This window comes from Aestuariivirga sp., assembly GCF_044238155.1.
Taxonomy (GTDB): domain Bacteria; phylum Pseudomonadota; class Alphaproteobacteria; order Rhizobiales; family Aestuariivirgaceae; genus Aestuariivirga.
Genome location: NZ_JBIIDX010000073.1, coordinates 1 through 16,656, shown reverse-complemented (window position 1 = coordinate 16,656; position 16,656 = coordinate 1). Strand labels below are relative to the sequence as shown.

Sequence of the window (16,656 nt, the reverse complement as noted above, 5' to 3'; positions counted from 1 at the left end):
CGCCTACTGGCAGCCCCCTAACGGCCACGGAAGGTTCCTAAAAGGTAGAATACGATTGCGCTCAAGCGAAGCCCTCGAGTGCGCTTTTGTGCCATGATTGTCGACACAGGGAATTATAGAATTAGGGGGGTACACTTTATGAGAACAAATAAGGAATAACTGCGCTCAATGAGGCTGTGCGTGTACCCCCCCCCTAAGAGTTCAAAAAAACCTGAAAAACATGAGTGTTTATACGGAAATTTTGTTCTTTTTACTATTCGAAACAGATGACCTACCGTTAGACGATCCCCCAAACGGCCGTGGGGCGGGTGATAGCGGCGAAGTGCCCGCCATGCAAGAGGGGAGTCCGGGCTGGGGCATTGGCTCTCATCAGCTTCGAAACTGCCGGATCAGGTTGGCGAGGCTCTGCATGTCCTCGCTGCGCTGGGCGGTGCGCTTGGTTTCGCCGGATGCTGCTGGTTTGCGAGGCTCTGGTTCGGATTCTGCCATTCCGCTGAGGTCGAAGCCTTGGGTGTCGGGCGAGAAGCTCTGGGTCCGCCAACGCTGAACGATATCCTCGAGCAATCCATCGTCCTCAACTTCCGAGAGCCAGCTGCCGGTAAACGAGGCGGACTGGCTCTGTGGCTGCTGATCGTCCGGCAGGATGTCAAACTTGATGCGGGTTGGAAGCCCCACGCCCTCACCGAAGGCAACGGCTTCGCCCGTTCCCATGGTGGGCATGAAGGCAAGAAGGCTTGCCGCCGAGTCCGAAACGCCGGCCCGCAGGATCTCCTGATCGCGCTCATTGGACAGGCGCGTGGCAAATATCGTGTTGCACTGAGAGAGGATGGTGGCGTCGAGTTCGCCCGGCCGCTGCGAGACCACGCAAAGCGAAATGCCGTATTTGCGGCCTTCCTTGGCGATGCGCGAAATGGCGCGCTTGGTAGGCTCAAAGCCCAGCGTCTGCGCGACCGGGACATAGCGGTGGGCTTCCTCGCAGACAAAGGTGAGGGGAATGCGGCCGCCGTTCCAGACACCGAAGTCGAAGGCCAGCCGCGCGAGGACCGACACCACGACATTGATGATCTCGGACGGCAGGCCGCCCAGTTCGACAATTGCAATCGGCTTGCCATTCACGGGAATGCGAAACAGCCTGGCCAGCACCTGGGGCATCGTATCCTGCACGGTGAGCGAACCGAACATGAAGGCATAGCGGGAATCCCGGTTGATCGACTCGAGCCGCGCCTTGAGGCGCTTGTAGGGCGCGAGTTCGCCACGCAATTCGAGCTTGCCAAGGTGCTCGTCGATCAGTCCGATCAGGTCGGAGGAGCGGTAAGGTATTGGGGTGTCGACGCCAACCGTCACGGCTTCGATCGACTCCCGGTAGCGTCCCCGCCCCGGCCGATCGCGGCGCTGGTTCTTCATGTATCTGAGCTTTGCGATAGGGATGAGTTCGCGCAGCACCTCGATGTCGGGCTCGCGATTGGGCTGCTGGCCGATCAGGATCTCGACGATCTCCTCGAAGGTGAGAAGCCAGAACGGCAGGTTCATGTTGGCTGGCGTTATGACCTCTGCGATGTCCCGGAAGGCATGGGCATATTCGCGGTGTACGTCGAGCAGGAGGATATGCCCCATCGGATTGCGCTCGAGAATACGGCGCAGGATGAGTGCAACCGTGCAGGATTTGCCGGTGCCGGTGGTGCCCAGAATCGCGAAGTGCTTGCCCAGCAGATCGTCGATCCGGACCATGGCTGGAATGGTGGAGTCCTGCAGGATATGGCCGATGCGGATCGCCGCGTCTCCGCTGTAGGAGTAGGCTCTTTCTAGCTCCTGTCTGGTGGCGCGCTGCACGATGTCGCCGAGCGAGGGATACTGCGAGACACCCCGGCGGAAGGCGGCTGGCCTGCCTTGACTGTCCTTCGTCAGTTCGCCGAGGAACTCCACCTCGATGATGCGCAGCTCAGGCTCGTCTGCGGCATGAGTCGGCGTGGGCGCCGACAGCGCAGCGACGATGCACAGGGAGATGGTATGCGGCGTTTCAACTGCCAGCAGCGTTCCGATCTCGGGTGTCTTGGCGCTGATGTCGGCATCGTGGTCGATGAGAATGACGGCATGCGCTCCCGTGAGTGCCACAATGCGCCCCACCCGGGTTTTCCCCTTGGGTTGATCATGTTGGTCGAGATCAGTTGCGCCAGCTGGCATGGTCTTCGTCTCCCTGGTTTCAGCGCAAGGCAGCTTCAGCCGCGGCGGTGGCGAGTGGAAGTGTCAGGGTCACGCGTGTGCCATTACCCTTCTGCGAGGTGATCTGCAGATCACCGCCATGAAGCTTTGCAAGGGCATAGGCGATCGGCAGTCCGAGACCGGTTCCCTCGTGGCGCTTGCTGAAGCCGGTGTCGACCTGGCCGAATGGACGCAGTGCCGTTTGAACCTCCATCTGCGACATGCCGATGCCATTGTCCTCGACCACGACCCACGCAAAATCACCAGGAGCGGGGACGTCGGCATGCAGGCTGACGAGCCCATGCTCGGGCGTGAACTTCACTGCATTGCCCAGGAGATTGATCAGGATCTGCTTCAGACGCAGCGTGTCACCCATCACACGGGGCAAGTCATCCTGAACCTTGCAGCGAACGGTGACATGCTTCTCCCGGGCCTTCGCTTCAACGATCAGCAGGCAGGATGCCAGGATAGCGCGAAGATCGACCGGCTCGCGCTCTACCGAAAGCTTGCCGGCCTGTGCCTTTGAGATGTCGAGGATGCCGTTGATGAGTTCGAGCAGGTGTTCTGCCGCATGCTTGATGTAGCCGGAGTACTCGTGAACTTTTTCGGGGCTGGTTACAGTTTCGGTGTGAAGCATGTCCGAGAAGCCGATGATGGCATTGAGCGGCGTGCGCAGTTCATGGCTCATGTTGGCGATGAATTCGGATTTGGCCTTGGAGGCAAGCTCGGCATCCACCTTTGCCGCACGGAGTGCGGTGGCCTGTTTCTTCTGAAGTGTAGCGAGGCTCAGATGGTCGGAGAACTCGCTGATCAGCGAGCCTTTTCTCGGTCGTAGAGAAGCGAATCCACGCATCATACATCCATAAGTTTTAAATTAGTTTCAACTTCAACGTCTCAACGGCGGGTTAATGGCCAACGCCCGGGTTCTATTCATTTTTCTTTGAGGGTTCTGACTTGACCTGATAGACTTAACACAACGACATGTTTGAGGGAATGGCTGTTACGGCTCCGTCTTGCCGTCGAGCGCCGGCCGTTCCATGGAAGGATCGATCGTGGATGCGGCCAGCAGGCCGGGCCCTAGCCGGTCCCGGCGCAAGTCAGCAGGCAGCGGGCGTTTTGCCCGCAGGCCGACCGTGCCGCGGGAGCCGCCGCCCGGCGGGCTATATGGCGCTCTGGATCTTGGCACCAACAACTGCCGACTGTTGATTGCCACACCTGCAAGCCAGGGATTTGTGGTGGTGGATGCGTTTTCACGCATCGTTCGGCTGGGTGAACGACTGGGCCAGACAGGCCGGCTCAGCGACGAGGCTATGGCCCGTACCATCGAGGCCTTGCGCGTCTGCGCCAACAAATTGCGGTGGCGAAAGGTTGAAAAGGTAAGACTGGTTGCAACCGAGGCCTGTAGGCTTGCAGCCAATGGACCAGCATTCATCGTCCGGGTTCGCGAGGAGACTGGTCTTTCGCTCGAGATCATCGACCGAGAGACGGAGGCTGGGCTTGCGGCGGTTGGGGCTGAGCCGCTGGTTGATCGAGCAGCGGAGACGGCATTGGTCTTCGATATTGGAGGTGGATCGACCGAAATGCTGTGGATGCGCCGGGCAGGTGAAAGATTCGAGACGGTCGCCTGGACGTCGCTCAGTGCCGGGGTGGTGACGATCTCGGAGCAGTTCGGTGGTGGTGTCGATGTGACCCCGGCTTCTTTTGCCGCGATGCGTGCCCATCTCCGGCCGATGCTGCAGGACTTTGCCCGCAGGGTATCGGAACTGACGGGTCAATCCCAGCCTGTACCCTCGCATCTCCTGGGAACCTCCGGCACGGTTACCACCATTGCGGGAGTCCAGCTGGGTCTTGCCCGCTATGACCGATCGCGTGTTGACGGCTGCTGGTTGGACAGTGCCCAGACGGGCGTCGTCACCCAGCGGCTTCTCGACCTCACATATGACCAGCGTGCAGCCAACCCCTGCATTGGGCGCGAGCGTGCCGATCTCGTGCTGGCCGGATGCGCGATTCTCGAAGAAATCCGCTTGGCCTTCCCGGCCGGGCGGATCCGTGTTGCCGATCGGGGGTTGCGCGAAGGCATTCTGACCATGATGATGAAGCAGGATGGCGCCTATGGGAGATCGCCATGAGCCGTCCGGGCAGCGGCAAGAAGCCGGGCACCCGCCTCAAGGTGCGGGTCAAGACTGGCAAGGGCCGCACGGTGTCGCAGAAGATCTGGCTCGAGCGTCAGCTCAACGATCCCTATGTGCAGGAGGCGCGAAAGCTGGGCTTTCGCTCTCGCGCGGCGTTCAAGCTGATCGAGATTGATGACAAGTACCGCTTCCTGAAGCCTGGTGGCCGTGTCATCGACCTTGGCGCGGCGCCGGGTGGCTGGAGCCAGGTGGCGGTCAAGCGCGTGAAAGCCGAGGAAGGCCGTGGCAAGGTCATCGCCATCGACATGCACGGCATGGATCCGATTCCGGCCGTCACAATCTTCAAGAAGGATTTTCTCGAGGAGGACGCGCCGAACCTTCTGATCGCGGCGCTGGGCGGCGCGAAGGCCGATTGTGTGCTTTCCGACATGGCGGCGCACGCCACCGGCCACCGCCAGACCGATCACATCCAGATCATGGCGCTGGCCGAGGCTGGTTATGACTTCGCACGCCAGGTGCTGAAGCCGGGTGGGACTTATCTCGCCAAGGTGCTGCGCGGCGGCACCGAGGGCGAGATGCTGAAAACCATGAAGAAGGATTTCGCCACGGTGCGCCATGTGAAGCCGATGGCGAGCCGCGATGATTCAGCCGAACTGTTCGTTCTCGCCATGGGCTTCCGGGGTGGCGGGCAAGCTAGTCCTTAGTGGCCATGGGCTCATCGCTGCCGTCGCTGGCCTGGCGGGCTTTTTGCCGGAACGGCATCAAGAGCAGGCGTGGCAATCCGAGCTGGGCTGGCGAGCGCCACTCCGTAAGGCCCAGTTCGATGCCCAGTTGCCCTTTGGACGGCGCATGCAGCATGGTTCCGCACAGGCGGTCCCAGATGGAAAGAAAGAAACCATAATTGGAATTGGTTTCATGAATGATGGTCGAGTGATGGACGCGGTGCATGTCCGGTGTGCACACCGCATAGCGCAGATATCGGTCCAGCCTCTCGGGTAGCGCGATGTTGCCGTGGGTAAACACGGCGGCGCCATTCAGCACGGCTTCGAAGGCGATGACCACCCATGGATCGATCCCCAGCGCGGCCACGAGCGCCGCCTTGTAGATCATGGAAATGACGATCTCCAGCGGATGGAAACGGATGCCCGTCGTGAGATCGACATCGAGATCGGCGTGATGCACCTGGTGCAGGCGCCAGAAGGCCGGCAAGGCATGTGACATGACATGCTGGAGATAGATCGCGAAATCGAGAATGATGAACCCGACGACCGCTTCGAGCCACCACGGCCAGCCGAGATAGCCGAACAGCCCCCAGCCATGCTGCTGCGCGTAGACGGCCGTGGCGAACGCGGCCGCCCCCACCGTCAGGCGCTGCACCACGATGTTGATGGTCAGGATGCCAATATTCGTCAGCCAGCGGCCTTGCCAGCCATCAGCCTTCGGGCGCTTTGGCAGAACAATCTCAAGAACCGCAACAACAACGAACACGCCGAGAAATATGCCGAGGCGCAGGGCCGCTTCCATGATGCTACCACCGATTGGAGTAATCTGGCGCGGAGCCGTCTCCGCGCCAGCGTCAGGTTTGCTGTCAGTTGGCGCCCGTCACCAGCGGATATTTCTTGGCGTCGGCGCTCGACCAGTCCCACATCGAGCCCGCGTAGTTCCTGGCCTTGACGCCGGCGTTGGCCAGAACGGCGGTGACGAAGCCTGAGCGGATACCGCCGGTGCAGTAGGAAACGACTTCCGCATCGGGCGCGATGCCCAGTTCCGCAAGCTTCGCCTTCACCTGGCCGGGCGGCAGCACATCGCCGTTTGCATCGAGGAAATCCTTGTAGAAGATGTGCCGGGCGCCCGGCACATGGCCGCCTCTTGTCTCGCCATAGGGCGTTTCGCCGGCATATTCCCTCGGTTCGCGGGTATCGAGAATCACCACGTTCTTGTCGCCCAGCTTCTGGCGCAGCTCCTCCTTGGTGATCTCAAAATCGGCGATCCGCTTTACTTCGAAGTCGCCCTTGCCGCTGACAGGCGCGATGCCGGGGTCGCCATCACGGGTGAGAGCGGCGATGCCGCCGTCAACGAAGTAGGCAGCCTGATGCCCAAGAGTGCGGAGCGTCCACACGATGCGGCCGTCCTCGCCCCAGCCGTTGAGGGAATCGGCAACCACCACAACCGGCTTGCCGGACGACACGCCGAGGTCCTGGACGCGCCTGGTCAGTTCTGCGTCATCGTCAAGGAGCTGGCCTTTCTGGGCTTTGGAGTCCTTGGTGAAGTAGGGCCATTCGACCGCCACAGCGTTGGCCAGCGGCGCAGCCTTCTTGAGCTCGGCGCCCCGCACATCGAGGACGACGGCGCCGTCGGTGATCAGTTTGCGGGCATCAGCCGCCGGGATCACCCAGGCGCTGGCGTTGGGCTGTGAACTGGCCTGCTGCGCGGCCGCGGCGGGACGCAGAGCAAGCGGCGTTGCCACGACGGCGGCGGCGGCCATGGCCGATATCACGAAGCGGCGGCGGGAGTGTGAGACGCGGGCGATTGTCATGGTGTTCTCCTGTTGAGGCTGTGGCCGCCGCCGGATCGCCCCAGGCAAGACAGGGGATGTTTCACAACACGCGGCTCAATAGTCTATGCAACCGGTAGAGTATATGACTTTGCCGTTGAGGGGCATTGAGTCTTTTTCAGCCGCCGCTTTAGTTTTGTTGCGGATGCCGCCTTACCAATCGGCGTGATACCGGCGGTCGCGATGGGCTGATTGACCGCGCAGGCCTGTCTCCAGACGAGCGGTGAAATCTGCCGTGAACTCGTCCCGCGCCGCATCATTGCGCCGCTCGGGGGTAACGGCGTTTTCGAAGACGCTGTCAGCCATGCGATCCAGGCGATGGCGCATCTCGGCGAAGAAGTTCCGGCCTCTGGACATGAGACTTGTCATCTCAGGCTACCGCGAGTTGTGGCAGGTCGGAGGCCGCTTCTGTCCTAAGCCAGTCGATGAAATGCGAAACCTTGGGCAGGTTCAACTTGGCGCGTGGCGTGACGATGTAGTAGGCGAAATCGACCTTCACTTGCGACGGGAAGGGCTGAACCAGCCTTCCTTGCCGCAGGTCGCGCGCGGCGCGCGCGGTCTTCGCCAGACCGACGCCGCGGCCCAGAACGGCTGCTTCGATCACGAGGCTCGACTGGTTGAAGCGGGGCCCGCGCGCCGCATCGATGTGCCTGGCGCCAGCGGCCGTGAGCCACATTTCCCAGTTGGGGCAAGACGGGTCATTATCCGGACTGTCATCATGAAGCAGTGTCGCCTCAACGAGGTCGGAGGGCTTGTAGAAGGACCCATGCTCCCTGAGAAACTCTGGGCTACAAACAGGAACCAAGCTCTCAGTCATCAGTTTCTCAACGAAGACATCCGAGTAGCGTCCCGCACCATAGCGAATGGCGATGTCGACGCCATCCTTCACGAAGTCCGAGAGATCCATCGAGGCCGAGACATGCACGTCGATCTCAGGATGGGCCGACTGGAAGGCTCCGAGGCGCGGAAGAAGCCATTTTGCGGCAAATGAGGGCGCGACGCTGACGCTGAGGACGCCGGCCTCGCCAAGCGAGTCGATCGAGTCCATGGCGGCACACAGCCGGGCAAATCCGTCCCGAAGATCGCGCAACCCTGCGTTTCCTGCATCAGTGAGCGCTAGGCCACGCCCGCTGCGCACGAACAGCGGCAGACCCACGTGGTCTTCCAGAATGCGGATCTGGTGGCTGATGGCGGCAGGCGTGACGCGGAGTTCATTCGCTGCCAGCGAGATGCTCATGTGGCGCGCAGCCGTTTCGAAGGCCCTGAGGGCATTGAGAGGAGGAAGTCTACGTCGCATGACTATAAATCCTACAGAAAAGATAGATATTAATATCATTGGATAGTCTGCCTGGCAAGCGGTGGGACCAAAAAAATGGGCCGCAGGTCATCTGCAGCCCAAGTCTGAGGAGGAAGAAATTGCCATGCCAATCGTAACAAACAGCTAGGCAATGTTGACGGCATACCATGGAAACGGTGTGGCGATTGCTGAGAAGATCGGAAGCTCTAGACAAGAAATCCTCAAACGCACGAGCCCAACAAAAAAAGGGGCCCCTGATCAGGACCCCTTCTCGTGCAGGCTGGCTCGCGTCTGATCAGGCCGCCTTGAACTTGTCGGCATATTGCGTGCGGAGTTCGGCGAACCAGGACGGCTCCGGAGGTCGATGCCAGAGGTTTTTCAGCGAGTCGCCCGGATAGGCTTCCTGGAAGTTCTTCTTCGCGGCTTCCGAAAGGAACGCGTCGGCGCCGGTGACCACTGGGTTGTAGCCCGAACCTTCTGCAAGTGCCGCCGAGACCTCGGGCGTGTAGAGATATTCGATGAAGGCATAGACCTGATCGACGTTCTTTGCCGCCTTGGTGAGCGAGAGACCGTCAAGCCAGGTGATGGCGCCCTCGACTGGCGCCTGGTAGGCCACCGGCTTGCCGTCCTTCTTGAGCGAGAGGGCGGGGCCATCCCAGGTCTGGCCGATGATCACATCGTTCTCAAGCAGCCCCGACTTGGTGTTGTCGGCCGAATCCCAGAACTGCTTGATCCACGGCTTATGCTCGATCGCCACGGGAAGGATCTGGTCGTAGATCTTTTTGAAGCTGTCCGGATCCTTGAAGGCATCGAGCAGCCGGTTGGAGGGCAACTTGCCGGTATGGTCGAGCCAAAGGCCGATTCCGGTCAGGAGAGAGTGTGGCCGACCTTGCACGAAGCCCTTCACGTCGTCGGCCCAGAGATCGCCATAGGAGAGCTTGGCTGGATCGCCCTTCCATTTGTCGGTACGCCAGGAGATGGCCTCCGTGCCCCAGAGATGGGGCAAGTGATGGAGCCCGCCGTCCCAAGTCCAGATGCTTGAGGAGCTTTCGATGAAGCTCGGCTGAACAGCGGAAAGGTTCTTGATCCTGTTAGTGTCGAACGGCGCCAGCACGCCGAGGTCCTTGAACTGTGGGGCGCGGTCGCGGGTGGGCTGTACGAGGTCGAAGCCCTCGCCACCCGTTGCCTGGAGCTTGTTGATCTGCTCCTCGTTCTGCGAGAAGGGCGTGGAGTTGACCTTGATGCCAGTCGCCTTCTCGAAGTTCGGGATCACATCGCCTGGAAACTCGTCGGACCAGTTCAGCAGGTTGATCTCACCGGAAGATGAGCGCGCACTGCGGACATAGGCAGGACCCGCGATCAGGATTGCGCCTGCGCCTGCACCGGACTTGAGCAGGCCACGACGGGTGAGGCGGCGTGCCGCGAGGGCTGCCAGTCCGGCGTTCGATTTATTGTTTTTCATGGAGTTCTCCAGTTTCTTAGTTGATAGAAATAATAGAGTAATATCGCCTGTGTGGAGTACAATTGAGCAATTCTCAGCAGGGACGTGAGAGATCTATCCGGAGACCTGAGGTGGCGTCTCCTGTACAGCTCTAGCGGGCGCTCACCACGACGGGCCGTGACCGCTCGTGCTGGCGTTGCGGAGCGGGATCGATGCCGATGCCCTCGATGAAGCTTTCCACGAAGGGGGTGGCGGGGCGGTCGAGAATGTCCCGCGCGCTCCCCACCTGCACGATCTGTCCGAGATCGAGAATGGCGATGCGGTCGGCCAGTTCGAAGGCCTCGTCCTGGTCGTGCGTCACGAACAGCGTGGTGTGGCCGGTGCGCTGGTGCAGCTCCTTGAGCCACTTGCGCAGATCCTTGCGCACACGGGCATCGAGCGCGCCGAACGGCTCGTCCAGCAGCAGCACGCGCGGCTCGATGGCCAGCGCCCGGGCCAGGGCCACGCGCTGACGCTGGCCGCCCGAAAGCTGGGCCGGGTAGCGGCTCTCCAGCCCGTCAAGCTGCACGAGCGCCAGAAGTTCCAGCACCTTGAACCTGATGGCGGCCTCCGAAGGCCGCGCCGCGCGCGGCCTGGCCCTCAGTCCGAAGGCGATGTTATCGAACACGCTCATGTGCCGGAACAGCGCGTAATGCTGGAACACGAAGCCGATGCGGCGCTCGCGCAGGCTCAGCGTGCTGGCGTCGAGGCCGCCGAAAAACACCTGTCCCGCGTCCGGCTGCTCCAGCCCGGCAACGGCGCGCAACAGCGTGGTCTTGCCGGAGCCCGAGGGCCCCAGCAGCGCCACCAGTTCACCCGCCGCAACATCGAGCGACACGCCCTTGAGCGCCGGGTAACGGCCGAAGTTCTTCTCGAGGTTCCTGACGTGTACGGCAACGGACATGGTCTTCTCCCTGAAATCAGTGGCGGCGCCCGGCGGCGAGTTCGCCGGCGAAGCGCCATTCGAGCAGGCTCTTGGCAATGAGGGTGATCAGCGCGAGGCCCGCCAGCAGCGAGGCCACCGCGAAAGCGGCCACGAAATTGTATTCGTTGTAGAGAATCTCGACCTGCAGCGGCATGGTATTCGTCAGTCCACGGATATGTCCGGAGACGACGGAGACCGCGCCGAATTCTCCCATGGCGCGGGCGTTACAGAGCAGCACGCCATAGAGCAGGGCCCACTTCACGTTGGGCAGCGTCACGTGAAAGAAGGTATGCCAACCGGAAGCACCCAGCGTCAGCGCCGCCTCTTCCTCCGCCGTGCCCTGCGCCTGCATCAGCGGGATCAGTTCGCGCGCCACGAACGGGAAGGTGACGAGAATGGTGGCCAGCACGATGCCCGGCACCGCGAAGATGATCTCAATTCCATTCGCGGTGAGCCAGGGGCCCAGCCAGCCATGCGCGCCGAACAGCAGCACATAGACGAGGCCGGAGATGACGGGCGAGATCGAGAACGGCAGGTCGATCAGCGTCAACAGCAGATTTTTGCCGCGGAACGCGAACTTGGCGATGGCCCAGGAGGCGGCGAGGCCCACGATGGCATTCACCGGAACGGCAATCGCCGCCACCAGCAGCGTCAGGCGGATCGCCGCCTGGGTGTCCGGTTCCGCGAAGCTTGCGAGAAACACGACCGCGCCTTTCCGGAATGCTTCGGCAAAGACGGTGATGAGCGGCAGAAACAGGATCGCCACCAGAAACAGGATGGCGATTCCGATCAGCAGCAGCCGGGTGAGCGCCGTCTCGCTGGTGGCGCGCGCCGGCGCATGGGCAAGCGGCAGCAGGCGGTCAGACATTGCCATATTTCTTGCGGCTCCAGGCTTGCAACGCGTTGATGACGAACAGAAGCGCGAAGGAGATGGCCAGCATCACGGTGGCGATCACCGTGGCGCCGCCATAGTCGAACTCCTCGAGCTTGATAACGATGAGCAGCGGTGCAATTTCCGAGACCATCGGAATATTGCCGGCGATGAAGATCACCGATCCGTATTCGCCGACGCCGCGCGCGAAGGCCAGTGCGAAACCGGTCATCAGTGCCGGATAGACATGCGGCAGCACCACCTGGAACACCGTGCGGGCGCGCGAGGCGCCGAGCAGGGCGGCGGCCTCCTCGATTTCCTGCTCCACTTCCTCCAGCACCGGCTGCACAGTGCGCACCACGAACGGGAGCCCGATGAAGATCAGCGCGATGGTGATGCCGAGCGGCGTGTAGGCGATCTTGAACCCCAGCACCTGGGCGATGGAGCCAATGGGCCCGTTCGGCGCATAGATTGCAGCCATGGCGATGCCGGCGACGGCGGTGGGCAGCGCGAAGGGCAGGTCCACCGCTGCATCGATCAGGCGGCGGCCGGGAAAGCGGTAGCGCACCAGCACCCAGGCGATCAGCAACCCGAACACCGCATTGATGGCCGCTGCGAACAGCGCCGTGCCGAAGGAGAGCCGCAGCGCGGCAAGCGTGCGCGGATCGGTGGCGATCTCGAAGAACGCCTGAGGCCCCACCGCGATCGCGCGCAGCACGAGCGCTGCGAGCGGGATCAGCACGATGAGGCTCAGCGCGGTGAGCGTCAGCCCAAGCGCCAGCCCGAAACCGGGGATGACGCTTGGGCTCCGCAGCCTGGGGAGGAGTGCGGCAGGCATCAGTTGGTGGGCTTGTAGATCTGGTCGAACACGCCGCCGTCGGCGAAGTGGGTCTTCTGTGCCTTGGCCCAGCCGCCGAAGTCCTTGTCGATCGAAACCAGTTCGAGCTTCGGGAAGCGGGCGATGTCGGCCGGGTCGGCGGCGGACGGGTCGACCGGGCGGAAGAAGTGCCTGGCGGCGAGCTTCTGGCCGGTGGGCGAATAGAGGAACTGGAGATAGGCCTGGGCGGCCTCAAGATTGCCCTTGGCCCTGGCGTTGCCCTCGACCACCGCCACGGGTGGCTCTGCAAGGATCGACAGCGAGGGCACCACGATCTCGAAATTGTCGGCGCCAAATTCCTTCTGGACGAGGAAGGCCTCATTCTCCCAGCTGATGAACACATCGCCAATGCCGCGCTGGGCAAAGGTGGTGGTAGAGCCGCGCGCGCCCGTGTCGAGCACCGGCACGTTGCGGTAGAGATCGCCGATCCAGGTCTTGATCTTGGCCTCGTCGCCGCCGAGCGCCTTCGTGGCATAGGCCCAGGCGGCGAGATAATTCCAGCGCGCACCGCCGGAGGTCTTGGGGTTGGGCGTGATCACCTGTACGCCGTCCTTCACCAGATCGCCCCAGTCCTTGATGGCCTTGGGGTTGCCCTTCCGGACGATGAACACGATGGTCGAGGTATAGGGTGCGGAATTGTGGGGGAGCTTGGCGGCCCAGTCCTTCGGAAGCTTGTCGGTCTTGGCGGCGATCTGGTCGATGTCGCCGGCCAGCGCCAGGGTCACCACATCGGCGTCGAGCCCGTCGATCACCGCGCGGGCCTGCTTGCCCGAGCCGCCATGCGACTGGTTGATGGTGATCGTCTCGCCGGTCTTCGCCTTCCAGTCCGCGGCGAAGGTCTCGTTGAACTCCTTGTAGAACTCGCGGGTCGGGTCGTAGCTGACGTTGAGCAGCACCTTTTCGGCCTGGGCCGTGGCGGCAGTGAAGGCAAGTGACAGTGCGGCGGCAGCCAGAAGCAGGGAGCGGCGGGTCTGAACAAGCATGGGTGAACCTCCGTGTTGAGCTTGTAGACCTAATACTATACGGGAATGGTAGTGAATCAAGAAGAAAATGTTCTTTTTGCAGAACATTCCGTCCTGAATAATGGAATCAATCGCTTAGCAGCACATCTGCAACGGCCTTGTGGCTCGCATCCGTTGCCTCAGAGGCAGAGTTCATCACCTCGGCAAGCGTTGTCGTCTCCAGTGCTGAAAGATACTGCGCATAGGCCTTGGAAAAGGCGATCCGCAGTTCGCAATGCGCCTCGTCGCGGCAGTCGTCACAGCGCTTGTAGGCGGTGCGGGACAGGCATGGAAGCGGTGCTATGGGGCCATCGATCGCCCTCAGCAGGGGGCCGATCGCAATGGTATCCGGCGGCTTCAGCAGGTCATAGCCGCCATCCCGGCCACGGCGGCTGGTAAGGTATCCAGCCGCCTTGAGAGCCAGCAGGATCTGCTCCAGAAACTTGCGCGGCAGCTTTTCCTGTTCGCAAAGTTGGCGGATCTGCAGGCCCTCGCCCGGCTTGGCGCGAGCCAGGGCGACCATGGCCTTGAAGGCGTAGCGGGCGCGTTGCGAGATCATCCCGGTAGACATAATCGTTGATCGGGCATCAATGCAAGCGGGTGGGGGATTTCAGCGCTTGCCCCGGCCTTAATGCCAGTGTTATGGACGGTCGCCAATCCCACAGCGAGTCCCCTGACTTCGAGAGGTTGGCCCATGCCGCGCCCGATCCCCGAATATCTTACCTTCGACGACGTGCTGATGAAGCCTGGCGCATCTTCCGTGCTGCCCGCCCAGGTGAAGACGGCGACGCGCCTCACCAGATCGATCAGGCTCTCGATTCCCATCATCTCGGCGGCCATGGACACGGTGACGGAAGCCCGTCTCGCCATCGCCATGGCCCAGGCCGGCGGGCTTGGCATCATTCACAAGAACCTGGAGCCGCATGAGCAGGCCGAGCATGTCCGCCAGGTCAAGCGCTTTGAAACCGGTATGGTGGTGAACCCCATCACCATCGCGCCGGACGCCACGCTGGGCGATGTGCTGAAACTCAAGGAGAGGCACCGGATTTCGGGCATTCCGGTGGTCGATGCCGGAGGCCGGCTGGCGGGCATCATCACCAACCGCGATGTGCGCTTCGCCACCGACCTCAACATGAAAGTGGCGGATCTGATGACCAGCGACAATCTGGTCACCGTCAGGACCGGCGTCGATCGCGCCGAAGCCAAGCGCCTCCTGCACAAATACCGCATCGAGAAGCTCATCGTCGTCGACGACGACTACAAATGTGTGGGCCTCATCACCGTCAACGATATGGAGAAGGCGGCCGATCACCCGCTGGCGGCGAAGGACGAGCATGAGCGCCTGCTGGTGGGAGCCGCCACCGGCACCGGCGATGCCGGCTTCGAACGCGCCGCGATGCTGGTCGATGCCGGCGCGGATCTCATCGTGGTCGATACCGCGCATGGCCACTCGGAGAATGTCATCAGACAGGTTACGCGCCTCAAGAAGCTGTCGAACAAGGTGCAAATCGTGGCCGGCAATGTCGCCACGGCGGAAGCGGTGAAGGCGCTGATCGACGCCGGCGCGGATGCCGTGAAGATCGGCATCGGGCCTGGCTCTATCTGCACAACGCGCGTGGTGGCGGGTGTGGGCGTGCCGCAGCTCTCGGCGATCATGGAATGCGCCGAGGAGGGCGCCCGTCAGGACGTTCCGGTGATCGCCGATGGCGGCATCAAGCTCTCGGGCGATCTTGCCAAGGCGCTGGCGGCGGGTGCCGAGGTGGCGATGATCGGCTCGCTGCTGGCCGGCACCGATGAAAGCCCCGGCGAGGTCTATCTTTACAATGGCCGCAGCTACAAGGCCTATCGCGGCATGGGCTCGGTGGGGGCCATGGCGCGCGGCTCGGCCGACCGCTATTTCCAGCAGGAGGTGAAGGACAGCCTCAAGCTGGTGCCGGAGGGAATCGAAGGACAGGTGCCCTACAAGGGTCCGGTGGGCGCGGTGCTTCACCAGCTGGTTGGCGGCTTGCGCGCCGCCATGGGCTATGTCGGCGCCGCCGATCTGGCGGAACTCCGCGACAAGGCGCAGTTCATCCGCATCACCTCGGCGGGCATGCGCGAAAGCCATGTGCATGACGTGATGATCACCCGCGAAGCGCCCAACTATCAACGGCAGGGATAGAGAGACGTCATGACCATTGTGCAATGGCTGCTGCTGCCGGCGTTTCTCCACGTCGCATGGGTGATGGCGCTGGGCTTTCGCATGGGCCGCGCCCGCACTGCCGCAATTCGCGCCGGCCGCGCCCGGATCGCGGAGATCGCGCTCGACAATACCCGCTGGCCGGATGATGTGCGCAAGTTCGCCAACAACTATGACAATCAGTTCCAGGTGCCGATGCTGTTCTACGCGGTGCTGCCGCTGCTCATCATTACCCAGCTGGCCGATGCAATCTTGGTGGTGCTTGCCTGGGTCTTCTTGGCCGGACGCATCGCGCACAGCCTCGTTCACACCGGCAGCAACAATGTGATGCGGCGCTTCTACGGCTTTACGCTTGCGTTCGTGGCTGTTGCGGCGATGTGGGCCTGGTTCGCGTTGCGCCTCTATGTGACGGGCTAGATCATGCGCCTGGCGGGCCGGGTTTCGGCGGCCATCGACGTGCTGACCTCCATCACCGGGCGCCATCGCCCGGCGGCGGAGGCGCTGAAGGACTGGGGCAAGGCGCACCGCTTTGCCGGCTCCACCGACCGCCATGCCATCGGCACGCTGGTCTATGATGTGCTGCGGCGGCGCAACTCGCTGGCCTGGCGCATGGGGAGCGAGACGCCGCGCGTACTGGCCCTCGCCGCTTTGCTTGATGTGTGGGCCATCCCGGTAAACGCGATTGCCGTCATGGCCGAAGAGCCGCATGGGCCCGGCGCGCTTGCGCCCGAGGAACGCGCCGCACTGGAACGGTCATTGTCCGGCGATCTGCCGCTGCATGTGGCGGGCGATGTGCCGGAGTGGCTGGCGCCATCCTATTCCCGCGCTTTTGGCCCGCGCGCCGCGGAGGAGGGGGCTGCGCTGGCGGCGCGCGCGCCGGTCGATCTCCGCGTCAACACGCTGAAGGCCATGCGGCCCCAGGTGCTGGAGGCGCTCTCCCGCTTCGGCGCGGTGGAAGGCCCGTGGTCGCCGATCGCCGTGCGCATCGCCGCACCCGGGCCTGAGACCCGCAACACCAATGTCGAGGCGGAGCCCGCCCATGGCCTTGGCTGGTATGAGGTGCAGGACGCGGGCTCGCAGGTGGCGGCGCTGCTGTCCGGTGTTGCGCCTGGCATGGCGGTGGCCGACATCTGCGCCGGGG

15 protein-coding genes and 2 pseudogenes are annotated in these 16,656 nt (G+C 62.6%); 5 read left to right on the top strand and 12 right to left on the bottom strand.

The genetic code is table 11. From position 1 onward, the window contains the following. Positions 1 to 369 precede the first annotated feature (369 nt). Both ACILRN_RS09330 and ACILRN_RS09325 read right to left on the bottom strand, forming a co-directional pair. Entirely contained in the window at positions 370 to 2,181 is a 1,812-nt protein-coding gene (locus ACILRN_RS09330) for an ATP-binding protein (RefSeq protein ID WP_395687620.1), read from the bottom strand. 19 nt (positions 2,182 to 2,200) lie between these two features. Next, a complete protein-coding gene (locus tag ACILRN_RS09325) occupies positions 2,201 to 3,052 on the bottom strand; it encodes a sensor histidine kinase (RefSeq protein ID WP_395687618.1) in 852 nt (283 codons plus the stop codon). A 184-nt stretch (positions 3,053 to 3,236) separates the two neighbouring features. Between ACILRN_RS09325 and ACILRN_RS09320 the strand changes: the two genes are divergently transcribed. Together ACILRN_RS09320 and ACILRN_RS09315 are read left to right on the top strand one after the other, a co-directional pair. Beyond that, positions 3,237 to 4,328, top strand: a complete 1,092-nt coding sequence (locus tag ACILRN_RS09320; RefSeq protein WP_395687616.1) for a Ppx/GppA phosphatase family protein — start codon at positions 3,237 to 3,239, stop codon at positions 4,326 to 4,328. Further along, positions 4,325 to 5,035 (top strand): RlmE family RNA methyltransferase, encoded by a 711-nt coding sequence (locus tag ACILRN_RS09315; protein WP_395687614.1) that lies wholly within the window; start codon positions 4,325 to 4,327, stop codon positions 5,033 to 5,035. Before ACILRN_RS09320 ends, ACILRN_RS09315 begins: the two co-directional genes overlap by 4 nt. Here ACILRN_RS09315 and ACILRN_RS09310 read toward each other — a convergent pair. The 10 genes and pseudogenes from ACILRN_RS09310 to ACILRN_RS09265 all read right to left on the bottom strand — a co-directional run bounded on the left by ACILRN_RS09310 (position 5,025) and on the right by ACILRN_RS09265 (position 13,895). Continuing rightward, complete coding sequence (locus tag ACILRN_RS09310; protein ID WP_395687612.1) at positions 5,025 to 5,855, bottom strand: sterol desaturase family protein; 831 nt, start codon at positions 5,853 to 5,855, stop codon at positions 5,025 to 5,027. The two genes, ACILRN_RS09315 and ACILRN_RS09310, sit on opposite strands and share 11 nt — an antisense overlap. A gap of 64 nt (positions 5,856 to 5,919) precedes the next feature. After that, positions 5,920 to 6,867 (bottom strand): sulfurtransferase, encoded by a 948-nt coding sequence (locus tag ACILRN_RS09305; protein ID WP_395687611.1) that lies wholly within the window; start codon positions 6,865 to 6,867, stop codon positions 5,920 to 5,922. Positions 6,868 to 7,038: 171 nt separating this feature from the next. Then, entirely contained in the window at positions 7,039 to 7,242 is a 204-nt protein-coding gene (locus ACILRN_RS09300; RefSeq protein WP_395687609.1) for a hypothetical protein, read from the bottom strand. 13 nt (positions 7,243 to 7,255) lie between these two features. After that, on the bottom strand, positions 7,256 to 8,182 hold the full coding sequence (gcvA, locus tag ACILRN_RS09295) for a transcriptional regulator GcvA (protein ID WP_395687607.1): 927 nt from the start codon (positions 8,180 to 8,182) through the stop codon (positions 7,256 to 7,258). Positions 8,183 to 8,477: 295 nt separating this feature from the next. Beyond that, positions 8,478 to 9,644, bottom strand: coding sequence for an extracellular solute-binding protein (locus ACILRN_RS09290; protein WP_395687605.1), 1,167 nt, complete (start codon positions 9,642 to 9,644; stop codon positions 8,478 to 8,480). Positions 9,645 to 9,780: 136 nt separating this feature from the next. Then, positions 9,781 to 10,566 (bottom strand): annotated as a pseudogene (locus tag ACILRN_RS09285) (sulfate/molybdate ABC transporter ATP-binding protein); the annotation flags it as partial. A gap of 16 nt (positions 10,567 to 10,582) precedes the next feature. Next, positions 10,583 to 11,461 (bottom strand): sulfate ABC transporter permease subunit CysW, encoded by an 879-nt coding sequence (gene cysW, locus ACILRN_RS09280; RefSeq protein ID WP_395687603.1) that lies wholly within the window; start codon positions 11,459 to 11,461, stop codon positions 10,583 to 10,585. Next, the gene (cysT, locus tag ACILRN_RS09275; protein ID WP_395687601.1) at positions 11,448 to 12,296 is read right to left on the bottom strand and encodes a sulfate ABC transporter permease subunit CysT; all 849 of its coding nucleotides are present in this window, start codon (positions 12,294 to 12,296) and stop codon (positions 11,448 to 11,450) included. Before cysT ends, cysW begins: the two co-directional genes overlap by 14 nt. Beyond that, the gene (locus ACILRN_RS09270) at positions 12,296 to 13,318 is read right to left on the bottom strand and encodes a sulfate ABC transporter substrate-binding protein (protein ID WP_395687599.1); all 1,023 of its coding nucleotides are present in this window, start codon (positions 13,316 to 13,318) and stop codon (positions 12,296 to 12,298) included. The genes cysT and ACILRN_RS09270 overlap by 1 nt, the downstream gene beginning before the upstream one ends. 106 nt (positions 13,319 to 13,424) lie before the next feature. Then, positions 13,425 to 13,895, bottom strand: coding sequence for an RrF2 family transcriptional regulator (locus ACILRN_RS09265; RefSeq protein ID WP_395687622.1), 471 nt, complete (start codon positions 13,893 to 13,895; stop codon positions 13,425 to 13,427). Between the two features lie 135 nt (positions 13,896 to 14,030). On the opposite strand from ACILRN_RS09265, the gene guaB reads away from it, so the two are divergent. The 3 genes and pseudogenes from guaB to ACILRN_RS09250 all read left to right on the top strand — a co-directional run. Next, the gene (gene guaB / locus ACILRN_RS09260) at positions 14,031 to 15,497 is read left to right on the top strand and encodes an IMP dehydrogenase (protein WP_395687597.1); all 1,467 of its coding nucleotides are present in this window, start codon (positions 14,031 to 14,033) and stop codon (positions 15,495 to 15,497) included. Positions 15,498 to 15,506: 9 nt separating this feature from the next. Continuing rightward, positions 15,507 to 15,932: an MAPEG family protein gene (locus tag ACILRN_RS09255; protein ID WP_395687596.1), complete on the top strand. Its 426-nt coding sequence runs from the start codon at positions 15,507 to 15,509 to the stop codon at positions 15,930 to 15,932. A gap of 3 nt (positions 15,933 to 15,935) precedes the next feature. Then, positions 15,936 to 16,656: pseudogene (locus ACILRN_RS09250) on the top strand (MFS transporter); the annotation flags it as partial.

Coding starts and splice junctions, on each gene's coding strand:
- ACILRN_RS09330 (WP_395687620.1), bottom strand. CDS start 2,181: ATGCCAGCTGGCGCAACTGATCTCGACCAACATGATCAACCCAAGGGG.
- ACILRN_RS09325 (WP_395687618.1), bottom strand. CDS start 3,052: ATGCGTGGATTCGCTTCTCTACGACCGAGAAAAGGCTCGCTGATCAGC.
- ACILRN_RS09320 (WP_395687616.1), top strand. CDS start 3,237: ATGGAAGGATCGATCGTGGATGCGGCCAGCAGGCCGGGCCCTAGCCGG.
- ACILRN_RS09315 (WP_395687614.1), top strand. CDS start 4,325: ATGAGCCGTCCGGGCAGCGGCAAGAAGCCGGGCACCCGCCTCAAGGTG.
- ACILRN_RS09310 (WP_395687612.1), bottom strand. CDS start 5,855: ATGGAAGCGGCCCTGCGCCTCGGCATATTTCTCGGCGTGTTCGTTGTT.
- ACILRN_RS09305 (WP_395687611.1), bottom strand. CDS start 6,867: ATGACAATCGCCCGCGTCTCACACTCCCGCCGCCGCTTCGTGATATCG.
- ACILRN_RS09300 (WP_395687609.1), bottom strand. CDS start 7,242: ATGTCCAGAGGCCGGAACTTCTTCGCCGAGATGCGCCATCGCCTGGAT.
- gcvA (WP_395687607.1), bottom strand. CDS start 8,182: ATGCGACGTAGACTTCCTCCTCTCAATGCCCTCAGGGCCTTCGAAACG.
- ACILRN_RS09290 (WP_395687605.1), bottom strand. CDS start 9,644: ATGAAAAACAATAAATCGAACGCCGGACTGGCAGCCCTCGCGGCACGC.
- cysW (WP_395687603.1), bottom strand. CDS start 11,461: ATGGCAATGTCTGACCGCCTGCTGCCGCTTGCCCATGCGCCGGCGCGC.
- cysT (WP_395687601.1), bottom strand. CDS start 12,296: ATGCCTGCCGCACTCCTCCCCAGGCTGCGGAGCCCAAGCGTCATCCCC.
- ACILRN_RS09270 (WP_395687599.1), bottom strand. CDS start 13,318: ATGCTTGTTCAGACCCGCCGCTCCCTGCTTCTGGCTGCCGCCGCACTG.
- ACILRN_RS09265 (WP_395687622.1), bottom strand. CDS start 13,895: ATGATCTCGCAACGCGCCCGCTACGCCTTCAAGGCCATGGTCGCCCTG.
- guaB (WP_395687597.1), top strand. CDS start 14,031: ATGCCGCGCCCGATCCCCGAATATCTTACCTTCGACGACGTGCTGATG.
- ACILRN_RS09255 (WP_395687596.1), top strand. CDS start 15,507: ATGACCATTGTGCAATGGCTGCTGCTGCCGGCGTTTCTCCACGTCGCA.